The following is a 16,447-nucleotide window of genomic DNA, read 5'->3' as shown; positions in this document are numbered from 1 at the left end:
CAAAGAGGATCGACTCGTCATGACCTTTGCCACCCATCCCGCCCGTGCGTTCATGCCCTACCCCGACGTCGCCGTCCCCAACGCGCCGGAGGGCCCCCTTGCGGGCCTGACCTTCGCGGCCAAGGATCTGTTCGACGTGGCGGGCTATCCGACCGGCGGTGGCAATCCGCATGTGCTCGCGCGCTCGGGCATCAAGACCACGACGGCCCCCACCGTGCAGAAATTGCTGGATGCGGGCGCGAAGTTTATCGGCAAGAGCCATACGGACGAGATGGCGTTCTCGATGAACGGCAAGAACTTCCACTACGGCAGCCCGTACAACGGCGGCGCGCCCGATCGCATCACGGGCGGCTCCTCGTCGGGCTCCGCATCGGCCGTATCGAACAGCCTCTGCGACTTCGCGCTCGGCACCGATACGGGCGGGTCCGTCCGCGCCCCGGCCAGCCACTGCGGGCTGTTCGGCATTCGCCCGACGCATGGCCGTATTTCGCTGGCCCTGACGCAACCGCTGTGCGAAACGCTCGATACGTGCGGCTTCTTCACGCGCGATATCGGCACGTTCGCGCGCGTGGCGGACGTGCTGCTGGGCGCCGATGCCACCCCGCTGCCGGCCAGGCCGCGCGTGCTGATTGCCAGCGACCTCATGCCGCTGCCGACCGACGAAGCGCGCGCCGCGCTCGCGCCCACGGTCTCGCGCATCGAGGCAATCCTCGGCGCGGGCACGGCCGTGACCGTCGCGGACCGTCCGCTGTCGGACCTGTACTGGGCCTTCCGCTATGTGCAGGGCTGGGAAGCGTGGCAGGCGCAGGGCGAGCTGATCGAGCAGTACGGGCTGGAGCTCGGCCCGGACATCGCCGGACGCTTCGCGTTCAGCAAGCAGGTCAGCGCCGAGCAGTTCGAGACATCGAGCCAGATCCGTGCCGAGTTCACCGCGCATTTCGGCCGCCTGCTCGGCAGCGACGGCGTGCTCGTGCTGCCGACGATGCCCGATATCGCGCCGCTGCGCACGTCCCCGATGGAACTGTTCGAGGACTACCGCATGGCCGCCGCGCATATGCTGTGCCTGACGCCGCTCTCCGGCTTCCCGCAGCTGAGCCTGCCGCTGTCGGGCCGCGAAGGCGCGCCCTATGGCATTTCGCTGATCGGCCCGAAGGGCAGCGATCGCAGCCTTATCGCCGTGGCGGAGACGCTGCTGGCAAGCTGGGCCTGAAACCTAAGGTTTTCCCTTCTCCCATCGGGGGAAGGGAGCACCCATACTCTGACTCATGACGACAATCCGCATCACGGCCGCTGGCCACACCTTTATCGCCGAAACCAACCCGGACGCGCCCGAAACCGTGGCCGCGTTCATGAAGCTGCTGCCGTATCGTCAGAAGCTGATTCACGTGCGCTGGAGCGGCGAAGGCTGCTGGATTCCACTCGGCGAATTCAAGCTCGGCGTCGGCTTCGAGAACCACACGAGCCATCCGTCGGTCGGCGACATCCTGTTCTATCCCGGTGGCTACAGCGAGACCGAGATCATTCTCGCGTACGGCAGCTGCTGTTTCGCGAGCAAGATGGGCCAGCTGGCCGGCAACCACTTCCTCACGATCGTCGAAGGCCGCGAGAATCTGCGCGCGCTCGGGACCAAGGTCCTCTGGGAAGGCGCGCAGGACGTGGTGTTCGAACTGGCTTAGTACGGAATCAATACGGAAACACCGTCAGGACGGCGTGAGTAAGCTGCGGGCCGACTAGCACCATCAACACGCCCGCCAGCACCATCGTCAGGCTGGCGACCACGCCCTCCTCCGATCCGCGCTGCCGCGCGCGCACGGTGCCAAAGCCGTGCGCGGAGGCACCCAGCGATGCGCCGTTCGCCACCGGCGACAGGTGCATCAACCCCAGCACGACGTCGCCGGCGATCATGCCGACGAGCCCCGTGATCACCGTGAACAGCGACACGAGTTCGGCCGAGCCGCCGGTCTGCTCGACCACGGCCATCGCGAACGGCGTGGAGATCGAGCGCGCCATCAGGCTGCTCGACACCGTCGGATCGAAGTGAAACATGCCCGCGAGCCATCGCGCGCTGACCACCGCCACCAGCATGCCCACGACCACGCCGAGGCTCAGCGCGAGCCAGTGGCGGCGCACGATCGCGCGCTGCTCGTAGATCGGCACGGCAAACGCAATCGTCGCGGGGCCCAGCATCCAGACGAGCCAATGCGTATCGGCCACATAGTCGCCATAAGGAATATCGGTGGTCAGCAGCAGGCCGATGGTCAGCGCGGGCACCAGGATCGCGGGCGACAGCCAGATGCGCGGGCGGCGCTGATAGAACGGCTTGAGCGCGAAGTACAGCGCGCACGTCCATACGATGCAGAACGCCGCGGCGTAGGCATGCGAATCGGGACTCATCTCAGGACTCCTGCCCCCGGCGCGCGGCAATCCACCGTTCGAGGCGGCAGCCGACGTGGACGGCCAGCGCGGTGGCGGCCATCACGAGCACCGTGCCCACGACCACCGCGATCACGATCTGCACGCCCTGCGTGCGGAACAGCTGGCCGTATTGCATGACGGCCACCACGCAGGGGATAAAGAACAGCACGAGTTCGCCGAGCAGCCAGTTGGCGCCATCGCGGAACCAGACCACGTTGCCGCGGCCGGACAGCAGCAGCGCGAGCACGGCCAGCAGACCCACTACCCCGGGCGACATGCCCAGGCCCGTCACGCGCGTGAGCTCGGACGCGGCAAACCAGATCGCGACCATCATCGAGATCTGCAGGGCGACGCGCATCGATGCGGGCGGCGCCAGCCGCCGCGTCAGCGCGAGGGGTATCAGGGTTTTCATGGGGTTGATTATTGGTCGCGGCCCATGCGCCGCCAAGACGACGTTTCCGCAATCATTGTGCAAATTTGCACAATGACCGGCCTCGCCTATTTGTTTGCCGGCTTTCTTGTCGCGGCCGGACCCAGGAACGTGGCGCGATGGGCATCGACCTCGTCGGCGATAAACCGCGCTACCTCGCGTACGTGCGCGGCGCGCTGGTGATCGACGTGCACATGCATGTGGAATGTGGCCTGCACCCGCACCTCGTCGGCCAGCACGGGCACGAGCTCGGAGAAGTTTGCGGCGACGTAGGCCGGCAGAATGCAGAGGCTGCGGCCGGCCAGCGTGGCCTGCACCTGCGTCACCAGGTTCGACGACCGCAGCCGCGGATGCAGCGGTACCTCCGTGACCCCCAGGAAATTGAGCTCCGGCGTGAACAGCAGGTCTTCCATGTATCCGATAAACGGATGTCCCGCGAGATCCCGCTGGTCGCGGATCGGCGGCGCTGACTTCAGGTAGCTGCGGGCACCGTAGACGAGCATGCTGTACTCGGTCAGGCGGCGCGAGGCCACGCGCAGATGCTCGGCGCTGGAGAGCCCGATCGCGATATCGGCCTCGCGTTTGGCCAGGCTGAATAGCCGGGGCGCCGCAATCAGTTCGATCTCGAGCCGCGGGTTTTTCTCGAGCAGCTTGTGGATGCGCGGCGCCAGGAAATAGGTTCCGAACCCGTCGGGCGCGCCGATGCGCACGGTGCCTCCGATCTCATGGCCCCCCTCGGCCACGGCCCGCGTGGCCACGAGCGCGCTCTCGATACCCTGCGCGGCTTCCATCAGCCGGTTGCCGGCTTCGGTGAGTTCGTAGCCGACGTTGCTCTTGTGGAACAGCCGGCTGTTCAACGCGCGCTCGAGCGACTGGACATGGCGCGCCACCGTGGTGTGCTCGGTCCCCAGCTGCTCGGCCGCGGCACTGAGCGTCCCGGTGCGGGCCACGGCGAGGAAATAGCGGAAGTCGTCCCAGTTCTCTTTCGGCGGCCGGCTCGGCATGCGTGGATTCTCCAGTCAACGCCGAATCATACCGTCGCGATCCGCTCAACCGGCCATCAACCGGCCATCACGCCGCCATGCGCCTCGGGCCGCCGCACCCGGAACCATGCCGCATACAACGCCGGCAGGAACAGCAGCGTCAGCACCGTGGCAATGATCAGCCCCCCCATGATCGCCGCGGCCATCGGCCCCCAGAAGAGCGACCGCGACAGCGGAATCATCGCCAGCACCGCGGCGGCGGCCGTCAGGATGATCGGCCGGAACCGCCGCACCGCCGACTCCACGATCGCATCCCACGGCGCGGCGCCCGCCGCGATGTCCTGCTCGATCTGATCGACCAGAATCACCGAATTCCGGATGATCATGCCCAGCAGCGCCGTAATCCCGAGCTGCGCGACAAACCCCATGGGCGCATGCAGCAGCAGCAGCGTCGCCGCCGCGCCGATCAACCCCAGCGGCCCGGTCAGAAACACCATGACGGCGCGCGAGAAGCTGTGCAGCTGCAGCATCAGCAGCGTAAAGATCAGGAAGATGCAGAGCGGCAGCTGCGCGGCAATCGACGCGCCCGCCTTGCCGCTCTCTTCCTCCGCCCCGGCGATGGTGATCAGATAGCCGGGCGGCAGACTGGCCCGCAACGCATCGAGCTTCGGATTGATCTGCGCGGTCACGGTCGGCCCCTGAATGCCTTCCACCACGTCCGCCTGCACGGTAATCCCGAAGTCGCGGTTCTCGCGCCAGATCACCCCCGGCTCGGACTTGAGCGTCACGCGCGCAATCTGCGTCAGCGGCACCACGCGCCCCGTATTGGTCGGCACGAGCGCGTTGGTCAGGTCGGACATCGCATCGCGCTCGTTGACCGGCGCCCGCATGATGATGTCGATGAGCTTGTCCGCATCGCGATACTGCCCCACGGCCACGCCCGTCAGCACGGTCTGCGTCACCCGCGCAATCGCATTCGTGGTGACGCCGAGCGCCCGCGCCTTGTCCTGGTCGATCTCGAGACGCAGCATCTTCACGTTCTCGTTCCAGTTGTCGTTCACGCCAACCGTGTTGGGGTTGTCGTTCATCACGGCCTTGACCCGGTCCGCCAGCTTGCGCACGGTGGCCGCATCGGGGCCGATCACCCGGAACTGCACCGGATACGCGACCGGCGGCCCGTTCGGCAGCAGCTTCACGCGCCCGCGCATCTGCGGAAACTGCGTGGCCAGCACGTTCACCACGCGCTGCCGCAGCGCGTCGCGCACCTCGCTGCTCTTCGGCATCACGATGACCTGCGCGACGTTGCTCTGCGGAAAGATCTGATCGAGCGGCAGATAGAAACGCGGCGCCCCCGTGCCCACGAACGTGGTCAGGCTCTGCACGTCGCGGTCCCGCTGCATCGCGCGCTCGAAGCGCTTCGCCTCGGCCTCCATGTTCGCGAAGCTCGTGCCCTCGGGCATCCACAACTCGACCATCAGCTCGGGCCGGCTGGAGTCCGGGAAGAACTGCTTCTCCACGAACTTGAACGCAAAGATCCCCAACGCAAACGCCACGAGCGTGATGGCGATCACGGTCTTGCGCCACGTCACGCACCAATCGACGAGCCGGCGAAAACGCGCGTAGAACGGCGTATCGAACACCTCGTGATGGCCGGCGCCCTGTTGCCCCTTGTCGGTCCGCGTCTTCAGCAGCAGATAGCCGAGGTACGGCGTGAAGTAAACGGCGGCAAACCAGGACAGCACCAGCGCGAGCCCGGTCACGGCAAAGATCGCGAACGTGTATTCGCCGACCGTCGAACGCGCGAGCCCCACGGGCAGAAAGCCCGCGGCGGTAATCAGCGTGCCCGTCAGCATCGGCATGGCCGTCGAGGTATAGGCAAACGTCGCCGCCTCCATCTTGGAGAAGCCCTCTTCCAGCTTGCGCACCATCATCTCGACCGCGATGATCGCGTCGTCCACCAGCAGCCCGAGCGCGACGATCAGCGCCCCCAGCGAGATCTTGTGCAACCCGATGCCGAAGATATCCATGAACAGGAACGTCACCGCGAGCACCAGCGGAATCGTGAGCGCGACCACGAGGCCGGGCCGCACGTCGAGCCGCAGCGGCTTCGTATGCAGACCCAGCGAGACGAAGCTGACGCCGAGCACGATCACCACGGCCTCGATCAGCACGTGCACGAACTCGCCGACCGAACGCTTGACGGCCTGCGGCTGGTCCTGGACCTGATCCATCTCGACGCCGACGGGCAACTGCCCGCGCAGGCCGTCCACCACGTGCCGTAACGCCTTGCCGAGCGCGATGATGTCGCCGCCCTTCTCCATCGAGATGCCGAGCCCGATCACGTCCTTGCCGTTGAAGCGCATACGCGACGCGGGCGGATCGATATAGCCGCGATAGACGTGCGCGATATCGCCAAGGCGGATATTGGCGATGCCGTTGGGCCCGCGCAGCACGAGGTCCTCGAGGTCCCTGACATCGGCGAACTGGCCCGTGAGCCGCACCTGCAGATTGTCGGTGGGCGTCACCAGCACGCCGCTGCCGGTGGGATTGTTCTGCTCGGTGATCTGGTTGGCGATGGCGTTGATATCGAGCCCCAGCTGCGCGAAGCGCGCCTGGTTGAATTCGATATAGACCTTCTCGTCCTGCAGGCCCAGCAGCGTGACCTTGGCCACGGCCGGCACGCGCAGCAGCGCCTGCCGCACGAGGTCCGCGTATTCGCGCAGCTCCTTGTAGGTGAACCCGTCCGCCGACAGCGCGTAGATGGAGCCATAGACATCGCCGAACTCGTCGTTGAAGTACGGCCCGCGCACGCCCTGCGGCAGCGTCTGCACGATATCGCCGATCTTCTTCCGCACCGTGTACCAGATCTGCGCGGTGTCCTTCGCCGGCGAATCGTCGGCGAGCTGGAAGATCACCGTGGTCTCGCCGGGCTTGGAGAAGCTGCGGATCTTGTCCGCGTAAGGGACCTCCTGCAGCTGCCGCTCGATCTTGTCGGTCACCTGCACGGCCATCTGCTCGGCCGTGGCACCGGGCCAGAACGCCTGCACGACCATCACGCGGAACGTGAACGGCGGGTCTTCGTCCTGACCCAGCTGGAAGAACGCGAGCAGCCCGCCGATCAGCAGCACCACGAGCAGATAACGCGTGAGCGGCTGGTGCTCGAGTGCCCACCGCGACAGATTGAAGCGCGAATGATCCATGCGCGGCCCGTCAGTTCGGGCCGCCGCCCGAGGCGGCAACGGGCGTGGCCGGTGTCACGCTCTGCATCGGCTTGACGGTCTGCCCTGCCTTGAGCAGATGGACACCCGCCGTGACGATGGTCTGCCCCGGCGCGAGGCCCTGCCGTACCACGATATCGTTGCCGATGGCCTCGCCCAGCGTCACGGGCACCGGACGCACCGTGCCGCGCGCGCTTTCGTCGGGCACCTTGCCATCGGCCCGCAGTTCCGCTTTCGTTTCGGCCTTCGGTTCCACCTTCGCGGGCTCATAGATCCAGACGAAGTTCCGTCCCTGATCCTGCAGCAACGCGGTCAGCGGCACGCGGATCGCGGCGGTCTCCGCGGTCCGCAGGAACGTCACCACGGCCGTCATGCCGATGCGCAGATCGGCCGGCGGATTCGGCACCGAGACGCGCGTAGGGTAAGTCCGCGTCACCGGATCGGCCGCGGCGGAGATTTCGCGCACGCGCGCGGGCAGCTTGCGATCGGGCTCGGCCCACGTATGGACCGTCACGTCGCCGACCGCGCGCAGCATCTCGACCTGATCCTCGGGCAGGCCGATCGCCACCTCCTTCTCGGCCGTCTGCGCCACGCGAGTCACGGGCTGGCCCGGCGTCACCACCTGCCCCACTTCGGCATCGATCGCGGTGACCACGCCATCGGCGTCGGCGGCCAGCACCGCGTAACCGGTCTGGTTCGCCTGGTTGCGCAGCCCGGCCTCGGCCTGCTGGAGGCGCGAGGCCGCGGCGTCGAAGGTGGCCTGCCGGCGGTGCTGCTCGGCCGCGCTGATAAAGCCGCGGTTGAACAGTTCGTTGTAGCGCCTGAGATCGGAAGCCGCGAGATCGCGATCGGTTTTGGCCGCGTCGTATTGCGCCCGCGAGCCCTGCTCGGCCAGCGCGAGGTCTGTGGGATCCAGCCGCGCCAGCGGCTGGCCCTTGCGCACGTTGGCGCCCACGTCCACGAGGCGCGCCGCAATCTTGCCGCTGACGCGAAAGCCGAGCCGCGACTCGACGCGGGGCCGCACCTCGCCGGAAAACTCGAACGCGGTCTGTCCGGCGGCCGGATGCAGCTGCATCAGCCGGACCGGGCGTACCTCCGGCTCCGCTTCCTTCGGTTTGCCGCAGCCCGCGAGCGCCAGTGCCAGCGCGCCCGCCATCAGCACCCCGCCCACACGCGCGGAAGGGACGGGATACCGGGGAGAGTCGGACCGAGGCCCGGAAGGCGGTGCAGGCATCAAGGGATCGATCGGAAAATCGTTGCGAAAACCAGTAAATAACTTGCCGGTCAGTAATATAACGATCCGCCCGAGGTGCGTCAAACGCCAGTGCGACCGAACGCGCGATTGGGGGCGCGAGCGGTTGACAAGCCACCGCCGGCCGCATGCGCGGCGCAACCTATGGTTAAATGCTGGCCCGCAGCCCCCACAAAGTCCGAGGCCGGCGTGACGCCCGATCAGTATTGTCAAGACAAGGCCGCCCAGAGCGGCTCCAGCCTGTATTACAGCTTCCTGTTCCTGCCGCAGGATCGCCGGCGTGCGATCACGGCCCTGCACGCATGGCGCCGCGAGCTGGACGACCTCGTCCACGACACGCATGACGCGGGCGTGGCCCACCAGCGGCTGGACTGGTGGCGCGGCGAGATCCGCCGGCTGTTCCGCGACGATCCGTCGCAGCCGCCGACGCATCCGATCACGCAGGCGCTGCTGCCCCATCGCTCGGCGCTGACCGAGGCCGACATGAGCGAGGTGCTCGACGGCATGGAGATGGATCTGAACCAGTCGCGCTATCTCGACGATATCGGCCTGCAGCGATTCTGTCAGTGCGTGGCCGGTGCATTCGGCCGTTTGAACGCGCGCGTGCTCGGGTATCAGGACGATGCCACGCTCGCCCATGCGGAAAAGCTGTGGCTCTCGCTGCTGCGCGTGCATATCGTGCGCGATATCGGCGAGGACGCGCGGCGCGGCCGCATCTACATTCCCGTCGATACGCTCCAGCGCTTCGAAGTCCCCGCGGCAGATATCCTGCAGTCGCGCCACTCCGATCGCTTTGTCGCGCTAATGAAGGAACAGGCCGCGCGCGCCCGCGCGTTGCGCGACGAGGCCATGGCGCTGCTGCCGCGCCGGGACCGCCGCGCGCAGCGTGCCGCGCTCGTGCTCAGCGCGATCTCGCACAAGCTGCTCGACGAAATCGAGGCCAGCGACTTCCAGGTGCTGCATCAGCGCATCGCGCTGACACCGCTGCGCAAGCTGTGGATCGCATGGCGCACGTGGATGAAATTTGCGTGATCGCGTCCGCACGACTCCCCCACGCACGCTCCCCCACGCACGCTCCCAAACTCTTTCGCCAGACATCATGACCCCCACTCTCGGCCAGACGATCCTCGATCACGCCGCCGCGCTCGCGCGCTTCTCCGACATGGAAGACGGGCTCACCTGCGCGTTCCTGACGCCCGCGCACAGCGCCACCCAGGCGCAGCTCGTCAAGTGGATGGAAGACGCCGGCATGCAGGTGCGCATCGACGCCATCGGCAACGTGATCGGCCGCTACGCGGCGGACCCGTCCGCCACCGATCCCAAAGTCCTGATGACGGGCTCGCACTTCGATACCGTGCGCAACGGCGGCCGCTATGACGGCCGGCTCGGCATCCTGCTGCCGATCGTCGTGGTGGGCGCGCTGAACGCCGCCGGCATCCGCCTGCCCTATCACTTCGAGGTGGTCGGCTTCGCGGAGGAAGAAGGCCTGCGCTTCAAGACGAGCTTTCTCGCCAGCAGTGTGCTCGCGGGCCGGTTCGACGAAGCGCTGCTGGACCGCGAGGATACCGATGGCATCTCGATGCGCGACGCGCTCGGCGCCGCGGGCTTTCCGGGTGCAGCCAGTTCGGCGGAGTCCCAGGCGGCGGCATTGCGGGCAGCGGCCGTCGATCCCGCCACGCTGGCCGGTTTCGTCGAAGTGCATATCGAACAGGGTCCGGTGCTGCTCAACCGCGGCCTGCCGCTCGGCATCGTCACGCAGATCGCGGGCAGCAGCCGCTTTCAGGTGCGCGTGGAAGGCCTCGCGAGCCATGCGGGCACCACGCCCATGGACATGCGCCGCGATGCGGCCACGGGCGCCGCGGAAATGACCCTGCTGGTGGAGTCGCGCTGCGCGCAGGTGCCCACGCTCGTCGGCACGGTCGGCCAGCTCCAGGTGCCCAACGGCTCCAGCAACGTGATTCCGGGCGCGTGCGTGTTCTCGATGGACATTCGCGCGGGCGAGGACGGCATTCGCGAAGCGGCCATTGCCGATATCCTCGCGGGCATCCAGGCCATTGCCGCGCGGCGTGGCCTGTCGGCGACCGTGGACCGCGTCACGCCGGTCAACAACGCGCCGTGCGCGCGCTGGCTCATGGATCAGTTCGGGGCGGTGCTGAAGAAGCGCGGGCTCGAGGCATTCGAGCTGCCGTCGGGCGCCGGGCACGACGCGATGATGATGCAACGGATCACCGACGTGGCCATGCTGTTCGTGCGCTGCGGCAATGGCGGCATCAGCCATAACCCGCTGGAGACGATCACGGCGGAAGATGCGCAGCTGGCGGCCGAGACGTTCGTGGACTTCCTGCGGCATTTCCGGGCGAACGCCGGATAAAACGCAGGGCGTGAAACCGGGTCAGCCTCCGCCGGAGTACATTTCCTTGCTGAGGTCGAACAGATTCTTGCGCAGCGTCTTGCGCTCGTCGGGCGACAGCTTGGGATTGCCGCCACCGGGGCCCTGACGCGTCGCGCGTTCGGCCATGTCGCGTTCGGTACGGTATTTCTCGGCGCGGGCGCGTGCCTCGCGCTGGTCGGCCCGTTCATGCGCGGCGTTGGCATGGGCACGTCCGTCGGAGGCAGGGGAAGCCGGAGAGGCCGGCGCGGGAGGATGGTGGAGCAAATTGGCCATGCCCGCCGATTGGGCGCGCGCGGCGTGCGGCAGCAGGCAAACGGCAATGACCATGCCGGCAATCGACGCAGCCCGCGCGCATGTTGCGCGACGCAGGGTTTGCCCGTGCCGGTATTGCTTCACTTTCATTGGATAATGTCGGTTTCGATTTCCCGCCGTCTTCCCATCGTCTGTCCCGTGGCGGGGCGGCATAAATCCTTGCCTGCCTAAACGGTGTGCGGAGTGTAAATGCACTATTGATGCACGCCGCCATACCACGGGGTAAAGTATGTAACGTTTTGTTAAGCCATTTTGAGCAAAACCGATAGTCGCTAAGATACCGCCATGGAAAATACGAGCCACAAGATTCTCGTCGTGGACGACGACCCCCGCCTGCGCGACCTGCTGCGCCGCTACCTCGGCGAACAGGGCTTCACGGTGCTGGTCGCTGAGAACGCCACGGCCATGAACAAGCTTTGGCTGCGCGAGCGTTTCGACCTGCTGGTGCTCGACCTGATGATGCCGGGCGAGGACGGCCTCTCGATCTGCCGACGCCTGCGCGGCGCCAACGACCAGACCCCGATCATCATGCTCACCGCCAAGGGCGAGGATGTCGACCGCATCGTCGGCCTCGAGATGGGCGCGGACGACTACCTGCCCAAGCCGTTCAATCCGCGCGAGCTGATCGCGCGCATTCACGCGGTGCTGCGCCGCAAGGGTCCGGCGGAAGTGCCGGGCGCCCCGTCGGAGACGCCCGAGACGTTCGCGTTCGGCGACTTCGTGCTCAACCTGGCCACGCGCACGCTGACCAAGAACGACGAGGAAATCACGCTCACCACGGGCGAGTTCTCGGTGCTCAAGGTCTTCGCGCGCCATCCGCGCCAGCCGCTCTCGCGCGAAAAGCTCATGGAAATGGCGCGCGGCCGCGAATACGAAGTCTTCGATCGCAGCCTCGACGTCCAGATCTCCCGCCTGCGCAAGCTGATCGAGCCGGATCCGGGCAACCCCCGGTTCATCCAGACGGTCTGGGGGCTCGGCTACGTCTTCATCCCCGATGGCGTGAAGTAATTCGGTCCGTCCACAGTCTGTATCGTGGCGACCGCCCTAGGCCGTACCGCAACGCGGTTCTTCGGTTCGCTATTCTGGCGAACCTTCATGCTGATCGCCCTGTTGCTGGCGATCTCGCTGGGTATCTGGTTCCAGAGCTATCGGCTCTTCGAACGCGCACCGCGTGCCCAGCAGATCGCCATGCAGGTCGTCAGCGTGGTCAAGCTCACGCGTGCCGCTCTCCTCTACTCCGACCCCGCGCGGCGCCGGTTCCTTCTGCTCGACCTCGTGCAGAACGAAGGCATCAAGGTCTATCCGCGCGAGAAGGACGACGACTTCGCCGTGCCCACCGCGAACCCGTTCCTCACGCAGCTCGTGCAGCAGGAAATTCGCGGGCGCCTGGGCGAGGACACCGTCATCGCGACCACGGTCAACGATATTCCCGGTGTCTGGGTCAGCTTCGAGATCGAGGGCGACGACTACTGGGTCGCGATCAGTCCCGAGCGTTTCGAACGCGTGTCCGGTATCCAGTGGCTCTGGTGGACCATCGCCGCGCTGCTGCTGTCGATCTTCGGCGCGGCGTTCATCACCGCGCGCGTGAACTACCCGCTCAAGCGGCTTGCGAATGCCGCCCGCCAGATCGGTACCGGCGGCGAAGCGCCATTGCTCAACGAGGATGGCGCGAGCGAGGTGGCGCAGGCCAACCACAGCTTCAACCAGATGGTCCGCGACCTGCGGCAGCTCGACGACGATCGCGTGGTGATGCTCGCGGGCATCTCGCATGACCTGCGCACGCCGCTTACGCGCCTGCGGCTGGAGACCGAGCTCTCGCCCGCCGACGCGGCCACGCGCGAGGCCATGATCTCCGATATCGAGCAGATGGACGCGATCATCGGGCAGTTCCTGAACTACGCGCGTCCCGCGCAGGAAACGCTGGAACCGGTGGACCTGTCCGCGCTCGTGCAGGACGCGGTGGGCGTCTACGCGGCCGCGCACGACGACGTGCGCGTGCACGTGCGCAGCACGGGCCCCGTCATGGCGATGGCCAACCGCATGGAGGTGCAGCGGATTCTCGACAACCTCGTCGAGAACGCGCGGCGCTATGCCAAGGACGAGGAAACCGGCATGGCCGTGGTGGAGATCACCACGCGCACCGAGGACAAGGAAGCGGTCATGACCGTGTCCGACCACGGCACCGGCGTGCCCGAGGCGCAGTTGCCGCTGCTCACCCGGCCGTTCTACCGGCTGGACGCGGCGCGCAGCGAGGCCAAGGGCGCGGGCCTCGGCATGTCGATCGTGAACCGCATCCTGCAGCGCAACGGCGGCCGCCTCGTGCTGGCCAACCGGCAGGCGCCGGCCAGCGGCCTCGTGATCAGCGCGTACTTCCGGCGCGCCTGAGCCCCTGGCGTTGGGCACCGGTCTTGCGCACATTCGTGCCCATTGACAGGTTTTCGACAGCCATTGAAATCAAGTTGAAAGGCTGTTGACAGCGGAATGACAGCGGCGGCGCGCAGACTGCATGGCATCAACATAACGATGCCATCGGTCCCGACGATGGCGAGAGACGCTCCCATGTCAATCAGCACCCCCGGCACCGCCGACACCCCCGCCACGTCCGCACCGCAGCACGGTTTCCGCACCGTATTCCGTGTCGTCAGCGGCAACTTCCTCGAAATGTACGACTTCATGGTGTACGGCTTCTACGCCGCCGCCATCGCCCGTACGTTCTTCCCCAGCGGCAACGAGTTCGCCTCGCTCATGCTGTCGCTCGCGACGTTCGGCGCGGGCTTCCTGATGCGGCCGCTCGGCGCCATCGTGCTCGGCGCGTATATCGACCATCACGGCCGCCGCAAGGGCCTGATCCTTACGCTGATCATGATGGCGGCCGGCACGCTGCTGATCGCGCTCGTGCCCGGATACGCGACGATCGGCGTGGCCGCGCCGCTGCTCGTCCTGGCCGGCCGCCTGTTGCAGGGCTTCTCGGCCGGCGTCGAACTCGGCGGCGTGTCCGTGTATCTGTCGGAGATCGCCAAGCCCGGCCACAAGGGCTTCTATGTGGCCTGGCAGTCGGCCAGCCAGCAGGTCGCGGTGATCTTCGCGGGCCTGCTCGGCGTGCTGCTGCACGCGACGCTCGCCCCCGCCGAAATGGATGCATGGGGCTGGCGCGTGCCGTTCCTCATCGGCTGCCTGATCGTGCCGTTCCTGTTCCTGATTCGCCGTTCGCTCGAGGAAACCGAAGCGTTCCGCGCGCGCAAGCATCGCCCGACGCCGCGCGAGATCTACCGCTCGATGCTCGACAACTGGCGCATCATCATCGCGGGCTGCCTGATGGTCGTGATGACCACGGTGTCGTTCTACATGATCACCGCCTACACGCCGACGTTCGGCAAGACCGTGCTGCATCTCGACGAGGTGGACAACCTCGTCGTGACCATGTGCGTGGGCCTGTCCAACTTTATCTGGCTGCCGCTGATGGGCGCCGTGTCCGACCGCATCGGCCGCAAGCCGCTGCTCGTGACGTTCACGATCCTTACGCTGCTGACCGCGTATCCGGCCGTGACGTGGCTCGTCGCCGAACCATCGTTCGGCCGCCTGCTCACGGTAGAGCTCTGGCTCTCGTTCCTGTACGGCAGCTATAACGGCGCGATGGTCGTGGCGCTGGCCGAGGTCATGCCGCCCGCGGTGCGCACGACGGGCTTCTCGCTGGCCTACAGCCTCGCCACGGCGCTGTTCGGCGGTTTCACGCCGGCCGTCTCGACGTATCTGATCCACGCCACCGGCAACAAGGCCGCGCCGGGCCTCTGGCTGATGTTCGCCGCCGCGTGCGGCCTCGGGGCCACGCTGGCGATCTTCCGCCAGCGCAACCAGGCACAGGCCTTCCGCGCCGCCTGAATCTCCCCCTCCCTCGCAGCCATGCCATGTGCGTCCGCACATGGCATACTTCCCTCTTCGCAAGCCGCAAGACATCGCCTCGGCGCGGTGTCATTGTGCAGCGCCTATCGGCCTGTTTGAGATTATCAATTGGCCCCCCGGTGCAGGACCGCGCATAATTCGGCCCTGTTGCGTGTCACGATTCATGAGAATTTCACCGAATCGCGTAACGCTAGCCTCTCTTTTCAACCGTATTTAGGAGAAGTCTGATGAAGACCGTTGGTGACAAGCTCGAAGCCTTCCAGATCGTTGGTGTGAAGCCTGGTTTCAACAACCACGAAGAGAACGGCCAATCGGCGTTCGAAGACATCACCGAAAAGTCGTTCGAAGGCAAGTGGAAGGTCATCTACTTCTACCCGAAGGACTTCACCTTCGTGTGCCCGACCGAAATCGTGGCCTTCGCCAAGCTGAACGGCGACTTCGCCGACCGCGACGCGATCGTCCTGGGCGGTTCGACCGACAACGAGTTCGTGAAGCTCGCATGGCGTCGTGAACACAAGGACCTGAACAAGCTGGACCAATGGCAATTCGCCGACGTGACCGGCTCGCTGATCGACCAGCTGGGCGTGCGTGACAAGGCTGCTGGCGTGGCCCTGCGTGCCACGTTCATCGTCGATCCGGACAATGTGATCCAGCACGTTTCGGTGAACAACCTGAACGTCGGCCGCAACCCGGAAGAAGTGCTGCGTATCCTGGACGGTCTGCAAACGGACGAGCTGTGCCCGTGCAACCGCGCTGTTGGCGGCGCCACGCTGTAATAGCCATCGATCGCGTGAAGGGGTCTCCGACCGCTTCACGCGCGGAAACCCGCTACATGCGGGTTTTTTGAGCCCTTGCCGATAGGAGAAATAAATGGAATTCCTTAGCACGATTAAGAACCTGATTCCCGATTACGCGAAGGACATCCGCCTGAACATCGACGGAACGATCGCGCGTTCGTCGCTGGAAGGCAACGATGCCGTGGGCGTGGCGCTGGCCGCCGCGTTTGCCGCGCAAAGCCGTGTGATCGTCGATGCGATCCGCAACGCGAACGTGCTGTCGCCCGAGGAAACCAACGCCGCGCTGACCGCGGCCGCGCTGATGGGCATGAACAACGTCTGGTATCCGTATATCGAGATGGCCGACGATCCCGATCTGGCGAGCCAGCCGGCCGGCCTGCGCATGAATGCCTACGCTACCCATGGTGGTGTGGACAAGCGCCGCTTCGAGATGTATGCCCTGTCGGCGTCGATCATCGGCAAGTGCCATTTCTGCGTGAAGTCGCACTATCACCTGCTCAAGAACGAGCAAGGCATGTCCGCGCAGCAGCTGCGCGACGTGGGCCGCATCGCCGCCGTGATCGGCGCGGCCGCCAACGTCATTGCCGCACAGTAATCGACGTCACAGTAATCGACGTCACAGTCACGTACGTCACAATCGGCGCCCGGCACAACGAGCGCTCCGCCACAGAGCGGCCCCCGCAGCCCGCCCCCGCATTGGGGAGCGGGCTTTTTTGTTTTCTCTCGCAATACAGGTTTTTGCGAGGCT

At 66.2% G+C, this 16,447-nt stretch carries 15 protein-coding genes; 9 read left to right on the top strand and 6 right to left on the bottom strand.

Annotated features, from left to right (window positions below):
* The first annotated feature begins 19 nt into the window (after nt 1-19).
* Nucleotides 20-1,210: an amidase gene (locus FOB72_RS04845; RefSeq protein ID WP_150371484.1), complete on the top strand. Its 1,191-nt coding sequence runs from the start codon at nt 20-22 to the stop codon at nt 1,208-1,210.
* A 55-nt stretch (nt 1,211-1,265) separates the two neighbouring features.
* Complete coding sequence (locus tag FOB72_RS04840; protein WP_150371483.1) at nt 1,266-1,676, top strand: DUF3830 family protein; 411 nt, start codon at nt 1,266-1,268, stop codon at nt 1,674-1,676.
* 7 nt (nt 1,677-1,683) lie between these two features.
* Here FOB72_RS04840 and FOB72_RS04835 read toward each other — a convergent pair whose 3' ends face one another.
* The 5 genes from FOB72_RS04835 to FOB72_RS04815 all read right to left on the bottom strand — a co-directional run bounded on the left by FOB72_RS04835 (nt 1,684) and on the right by FOB72_RS04815 (nt 8,202).
* On the bottom strand, nt 1,684-2,394 hold the full coding sequence (locus FOB72_RS04835) for an LrgB family protein (protein WP_150371482.1): 711 nt from the start codon (nt 2,392-2,394) through the stop codon (nt 1,684-1,686).
* Between the two features lies 1 nt (nt 2,395).
* Nucleotides 2,396-2,827, bottom strand: a complete 432-nt coding sequence (locus FOB72_RS04830; protein ID WP_150371481.1) for a CidA/LrgA family protein — start codon at nt 2,825-2,827, stop codon at nt 2,396-2,398.
* Between the two features lie 86 nt (nt 2,828-2,913).
* Nucleotides 2,914-3,849 carry a LysR family transcriptional regulator gene (locus FOB72_RS04825; protein WP_150371480.1) on the bottom strand — a complete coding sequence of 312 codons (936 nt, stop codon included), beginning with the start codon at nt 3,847-3,849 and terminating at the stop codon, nt 2,914-2,916.
* 56 nt (nt 3,850-3,905) lie between these two features.
* Entirely contained in the window at nt 3,906-7,028 is a 3,123-nt protein-coding gene (locus FOB72_RS04820) for an efflux RND transporter permease subunit (RefSeq protein ID WP_150371479.1), read from the bottom strand.
* A gap of 10 nt (nt 7,029-7,038) precedes the next feature.
* Nucleotides 7,039-8,202: an efflux RND transporter periplasmic adaptor subunit gene (locus tag FOB72_RS04815; protein ID WP_223851475.1), complete on the bottom strand. Its 1,164-nt coding sequence runs from the start codon at nt 8,200-8,202 to the stop codon at nt 7,039-7,041.
* Nucleotides 8,203-8,487: 285 nt separating this feature from the next.
* Between FOB72_RS04815 and hpnD the strand changes: the two genes are divergently transcribed.
* Both hpnD and FOB72_RS04805 read left to right on the top strand, forming a co-directional pair.
* Complete coding sequence (hpnD, locus tag FOB72_RS04810; RefSeq protein WP_150371477.1) at nt 8,488-9,330, top strand: presqualene diphosphate synthase HpnD; 843 nt, start codon at nt 8,488-8,490, stop codon at nt 9,328-9,330.
* Between the two features lie 67 nt (nt 9,331-9,397).
* Complete coding sequence (locus FOB72_RS04805) at nt 9,398-10,669, top strand: Zn-dependent hydrolase (protein WP_150371476.1); 1,272 nt, start codon at nt 9,398-9,400, stop codon at nt 10,667-10,669.
* A 21-nt stretch (nt 10,670-10,690) separates the two neighbouring features.
* Here the strand turns inward: FOB72_RS04805 and FOB72_RS04800 are convergent, their stop codons facing one another.
* Complete coding sequence (locus FOB72_RS04800; protein WP_223851414.1) at nt 10,691-11,017, bottom strand: hypothetical protein; 327 nt, start codon at nt 11,015-11,017, stop codon at nt 10,691-10,693.
* A gap of 270 nt (nt 11,018-11,287) precedes the next feature.
* Here FOB72_RS04800 and ompR point away from each other — a divergent pair, with 270 nt between their 5' ends.
* The 5 genes from ompR to FOB72_RS04775 all read left to right on the top strand — a co-directional run bounded on the left by ompR (nt 11,288) and on the right by FOB72_RS04775 (nt 16,294).
* Complete coding sequence (ompR, locus tag FOB72_RS04795; protein ID WP_006576352.1) at nt 11,288-12,010, top strand: two-component system response regulator OmpR; 723 nt, start codon at nt 11,288-11,290, stop codon at nt 12,008-12,010.
* A gap of 24 nt (nt 12,011-12,034) precedes the next feature.
* The gene (locus FOB72_RS04790; protein WP_150371474.1) at nt 12,035-13,387 is read left to right on the top strand and encodes an ATP-binding protein; all 1,353 of its coding nucleotides are present in this window, start codon (nt 12,035-12,037) and stop codon (nt 13,385-13,387) included.
* Nucleotides 13,388-13,561: 174 nt separating this feature from the next.
* Nucleotides 13,562-14,881, top strand: a complete 1,320-nt coding sequence (locus tag FOB72_RS04785) for an MFS transporter (RefSeq protein WP_150371473.1) — start codon at nt 13,562-13,564, stop codon at nt 14,879-14,881.
* Nucleotides 14,882-15,129: 248 nt separating this feature from the next.
* Nucleotides 15,130-15,678, top strand: coding sequence for a peroxiredoxin (locus tag FOB72_RS04780; RefSeq protein ID WP_109580860.1), 549 nt, complete (start codon nt 15,130-15,132; stop codon nt 15,676-15,678).
* 94 nt (nt 15,679-15,772) lie between these two features.
* Nucleotides 15,773-16,294 carry a carboxymuconolactone decarboxylase family protein gene (locus FOB72_RS04775; protein ID WP_150371472.1) on the top strand — a complete coding sequence of 174 codons (522 nt, stop codon included), beginning with the start codon at nt 15,773-15,775 and terminating at the stop codon, nt 16,292-16,294.
* Nucleotides 16,295-16,447 lie beyond the last annotated feature (153 nt).

The sequence above is a fragment of the Cupriavidus pauculus genome (assembly GCF_008693385.1).
Taxonomy (GTDB): domain Bacteria; phylum Pseudomonadota; class Gammaproteobacteria; order Burkholderiales; family Burkholderiaceae; genus Cupriavidus; species Cupriavidus pauculus_D.
The sequence above is the reverse complement of the archived record's forward strand: the minus strand, read 5'-3'. Positions and strand labels throughout refer to the sequence as shown.

What these genes read in the sequence shown, in the direction of transcription:
- FOB72_RS04845 (WP_150371484.1), top strand. Translation starts at nt 20, where the DNA reads ATGACCTTTGCCACCCATCCCGCCCGTGCGTTCATGCCCTACCCCGAC.
- FOB72_RS04840 (WP_150371483.1), top strand. Translation starts at nt 1,266, where the DNA reads ATGACGACAATCCGCATCACGGCCGCTGGCCACACCTTTATCGCCGAA.
- FOB72_RS04835 (WP_150371482.1), bottom strand. Translation starts at nt 2,394, where the DNA reads ATGAGTCCCGATTCGCATGCCTACGCCGCGGCGTTCTGCATCGTATGG.
- FOB72_RS04830 (WP_150371481.1), bottom strand. Translation starts at nt 2,827, where the DNA reads ATGAAAACCCTGATACCCCTCGCGCTGACGCGGCGGCTGGCGCCGCCC.
- FOB72_RS04825 (WP_150371480.1), bottom strand. Translation starts at nt 3,849, where the DNA reads ATGCCGAGCCGGCCGCCGAAAGAGAACTGGGACGACTTCCGCTATTTC.
- FOB72_RS04820 (WP_150371479.1), bottom strand. Translation starts at nt 7,028, where the DNA reads ATGGATCATTCGCGCTTCAATCTGTCGCGGTGGGCACTCGAGCACCAG.
- FOB72_RS04815 (WP_223851475.1), bottom strand. Translation starts at nt 8,202, where the DNA reads ATGGCGGGCGCGCTGGCACTGGCGCTCGCGGGCTGCGGCAAACCGAAG.
- FOB72_RS04805 (WP_150371476.1), top strand. Translation starts at nt 9,398, where the DNA reads ATGACCCCCACTCTCGGCCAGACGATCCTCGATCACGCCGCCGCGCTC.
- FOB72_RS04800 (WP_223851414.1), bottom strand. Translation starts at nt 11,017, where the DNA reads ATGGTCATTGCCGTTTGCCTGCTGCCGCACGCCGCGCGCGCCCAATCG.
- ompR (WP_006576352.1), top strand. Translation starts at nt 11,288, where the DNA reads ATGGAAAATACGAGCCACAAGATTCTCGTCGTGGACGACGACCCCCGC.
- FOB72_RS04785 (WP_150371473.1), top strand. Translation starts at nt 13,562, where the DNA reads ATGTCAATCAGCACCCCCGGCACCGCCGACACCCCCGCCACGTCCGCA.
- FOB72_RS04780 (WP_109580860.1), top strand. Translation starts at nt 15,130, where the DNA reads ATGAAGACCGTTGGTGACAAGCTCGAAGCCTTCCAGATCGTTGGTGTG.
- FOB72_RS04775 (WP_150371472.1), top strand. Translation starts at nt 15,773, where the DNA reads ATGGAATTCCTTAGCACGATTAAGAACCTGATTCCCGATTACGCGAAG.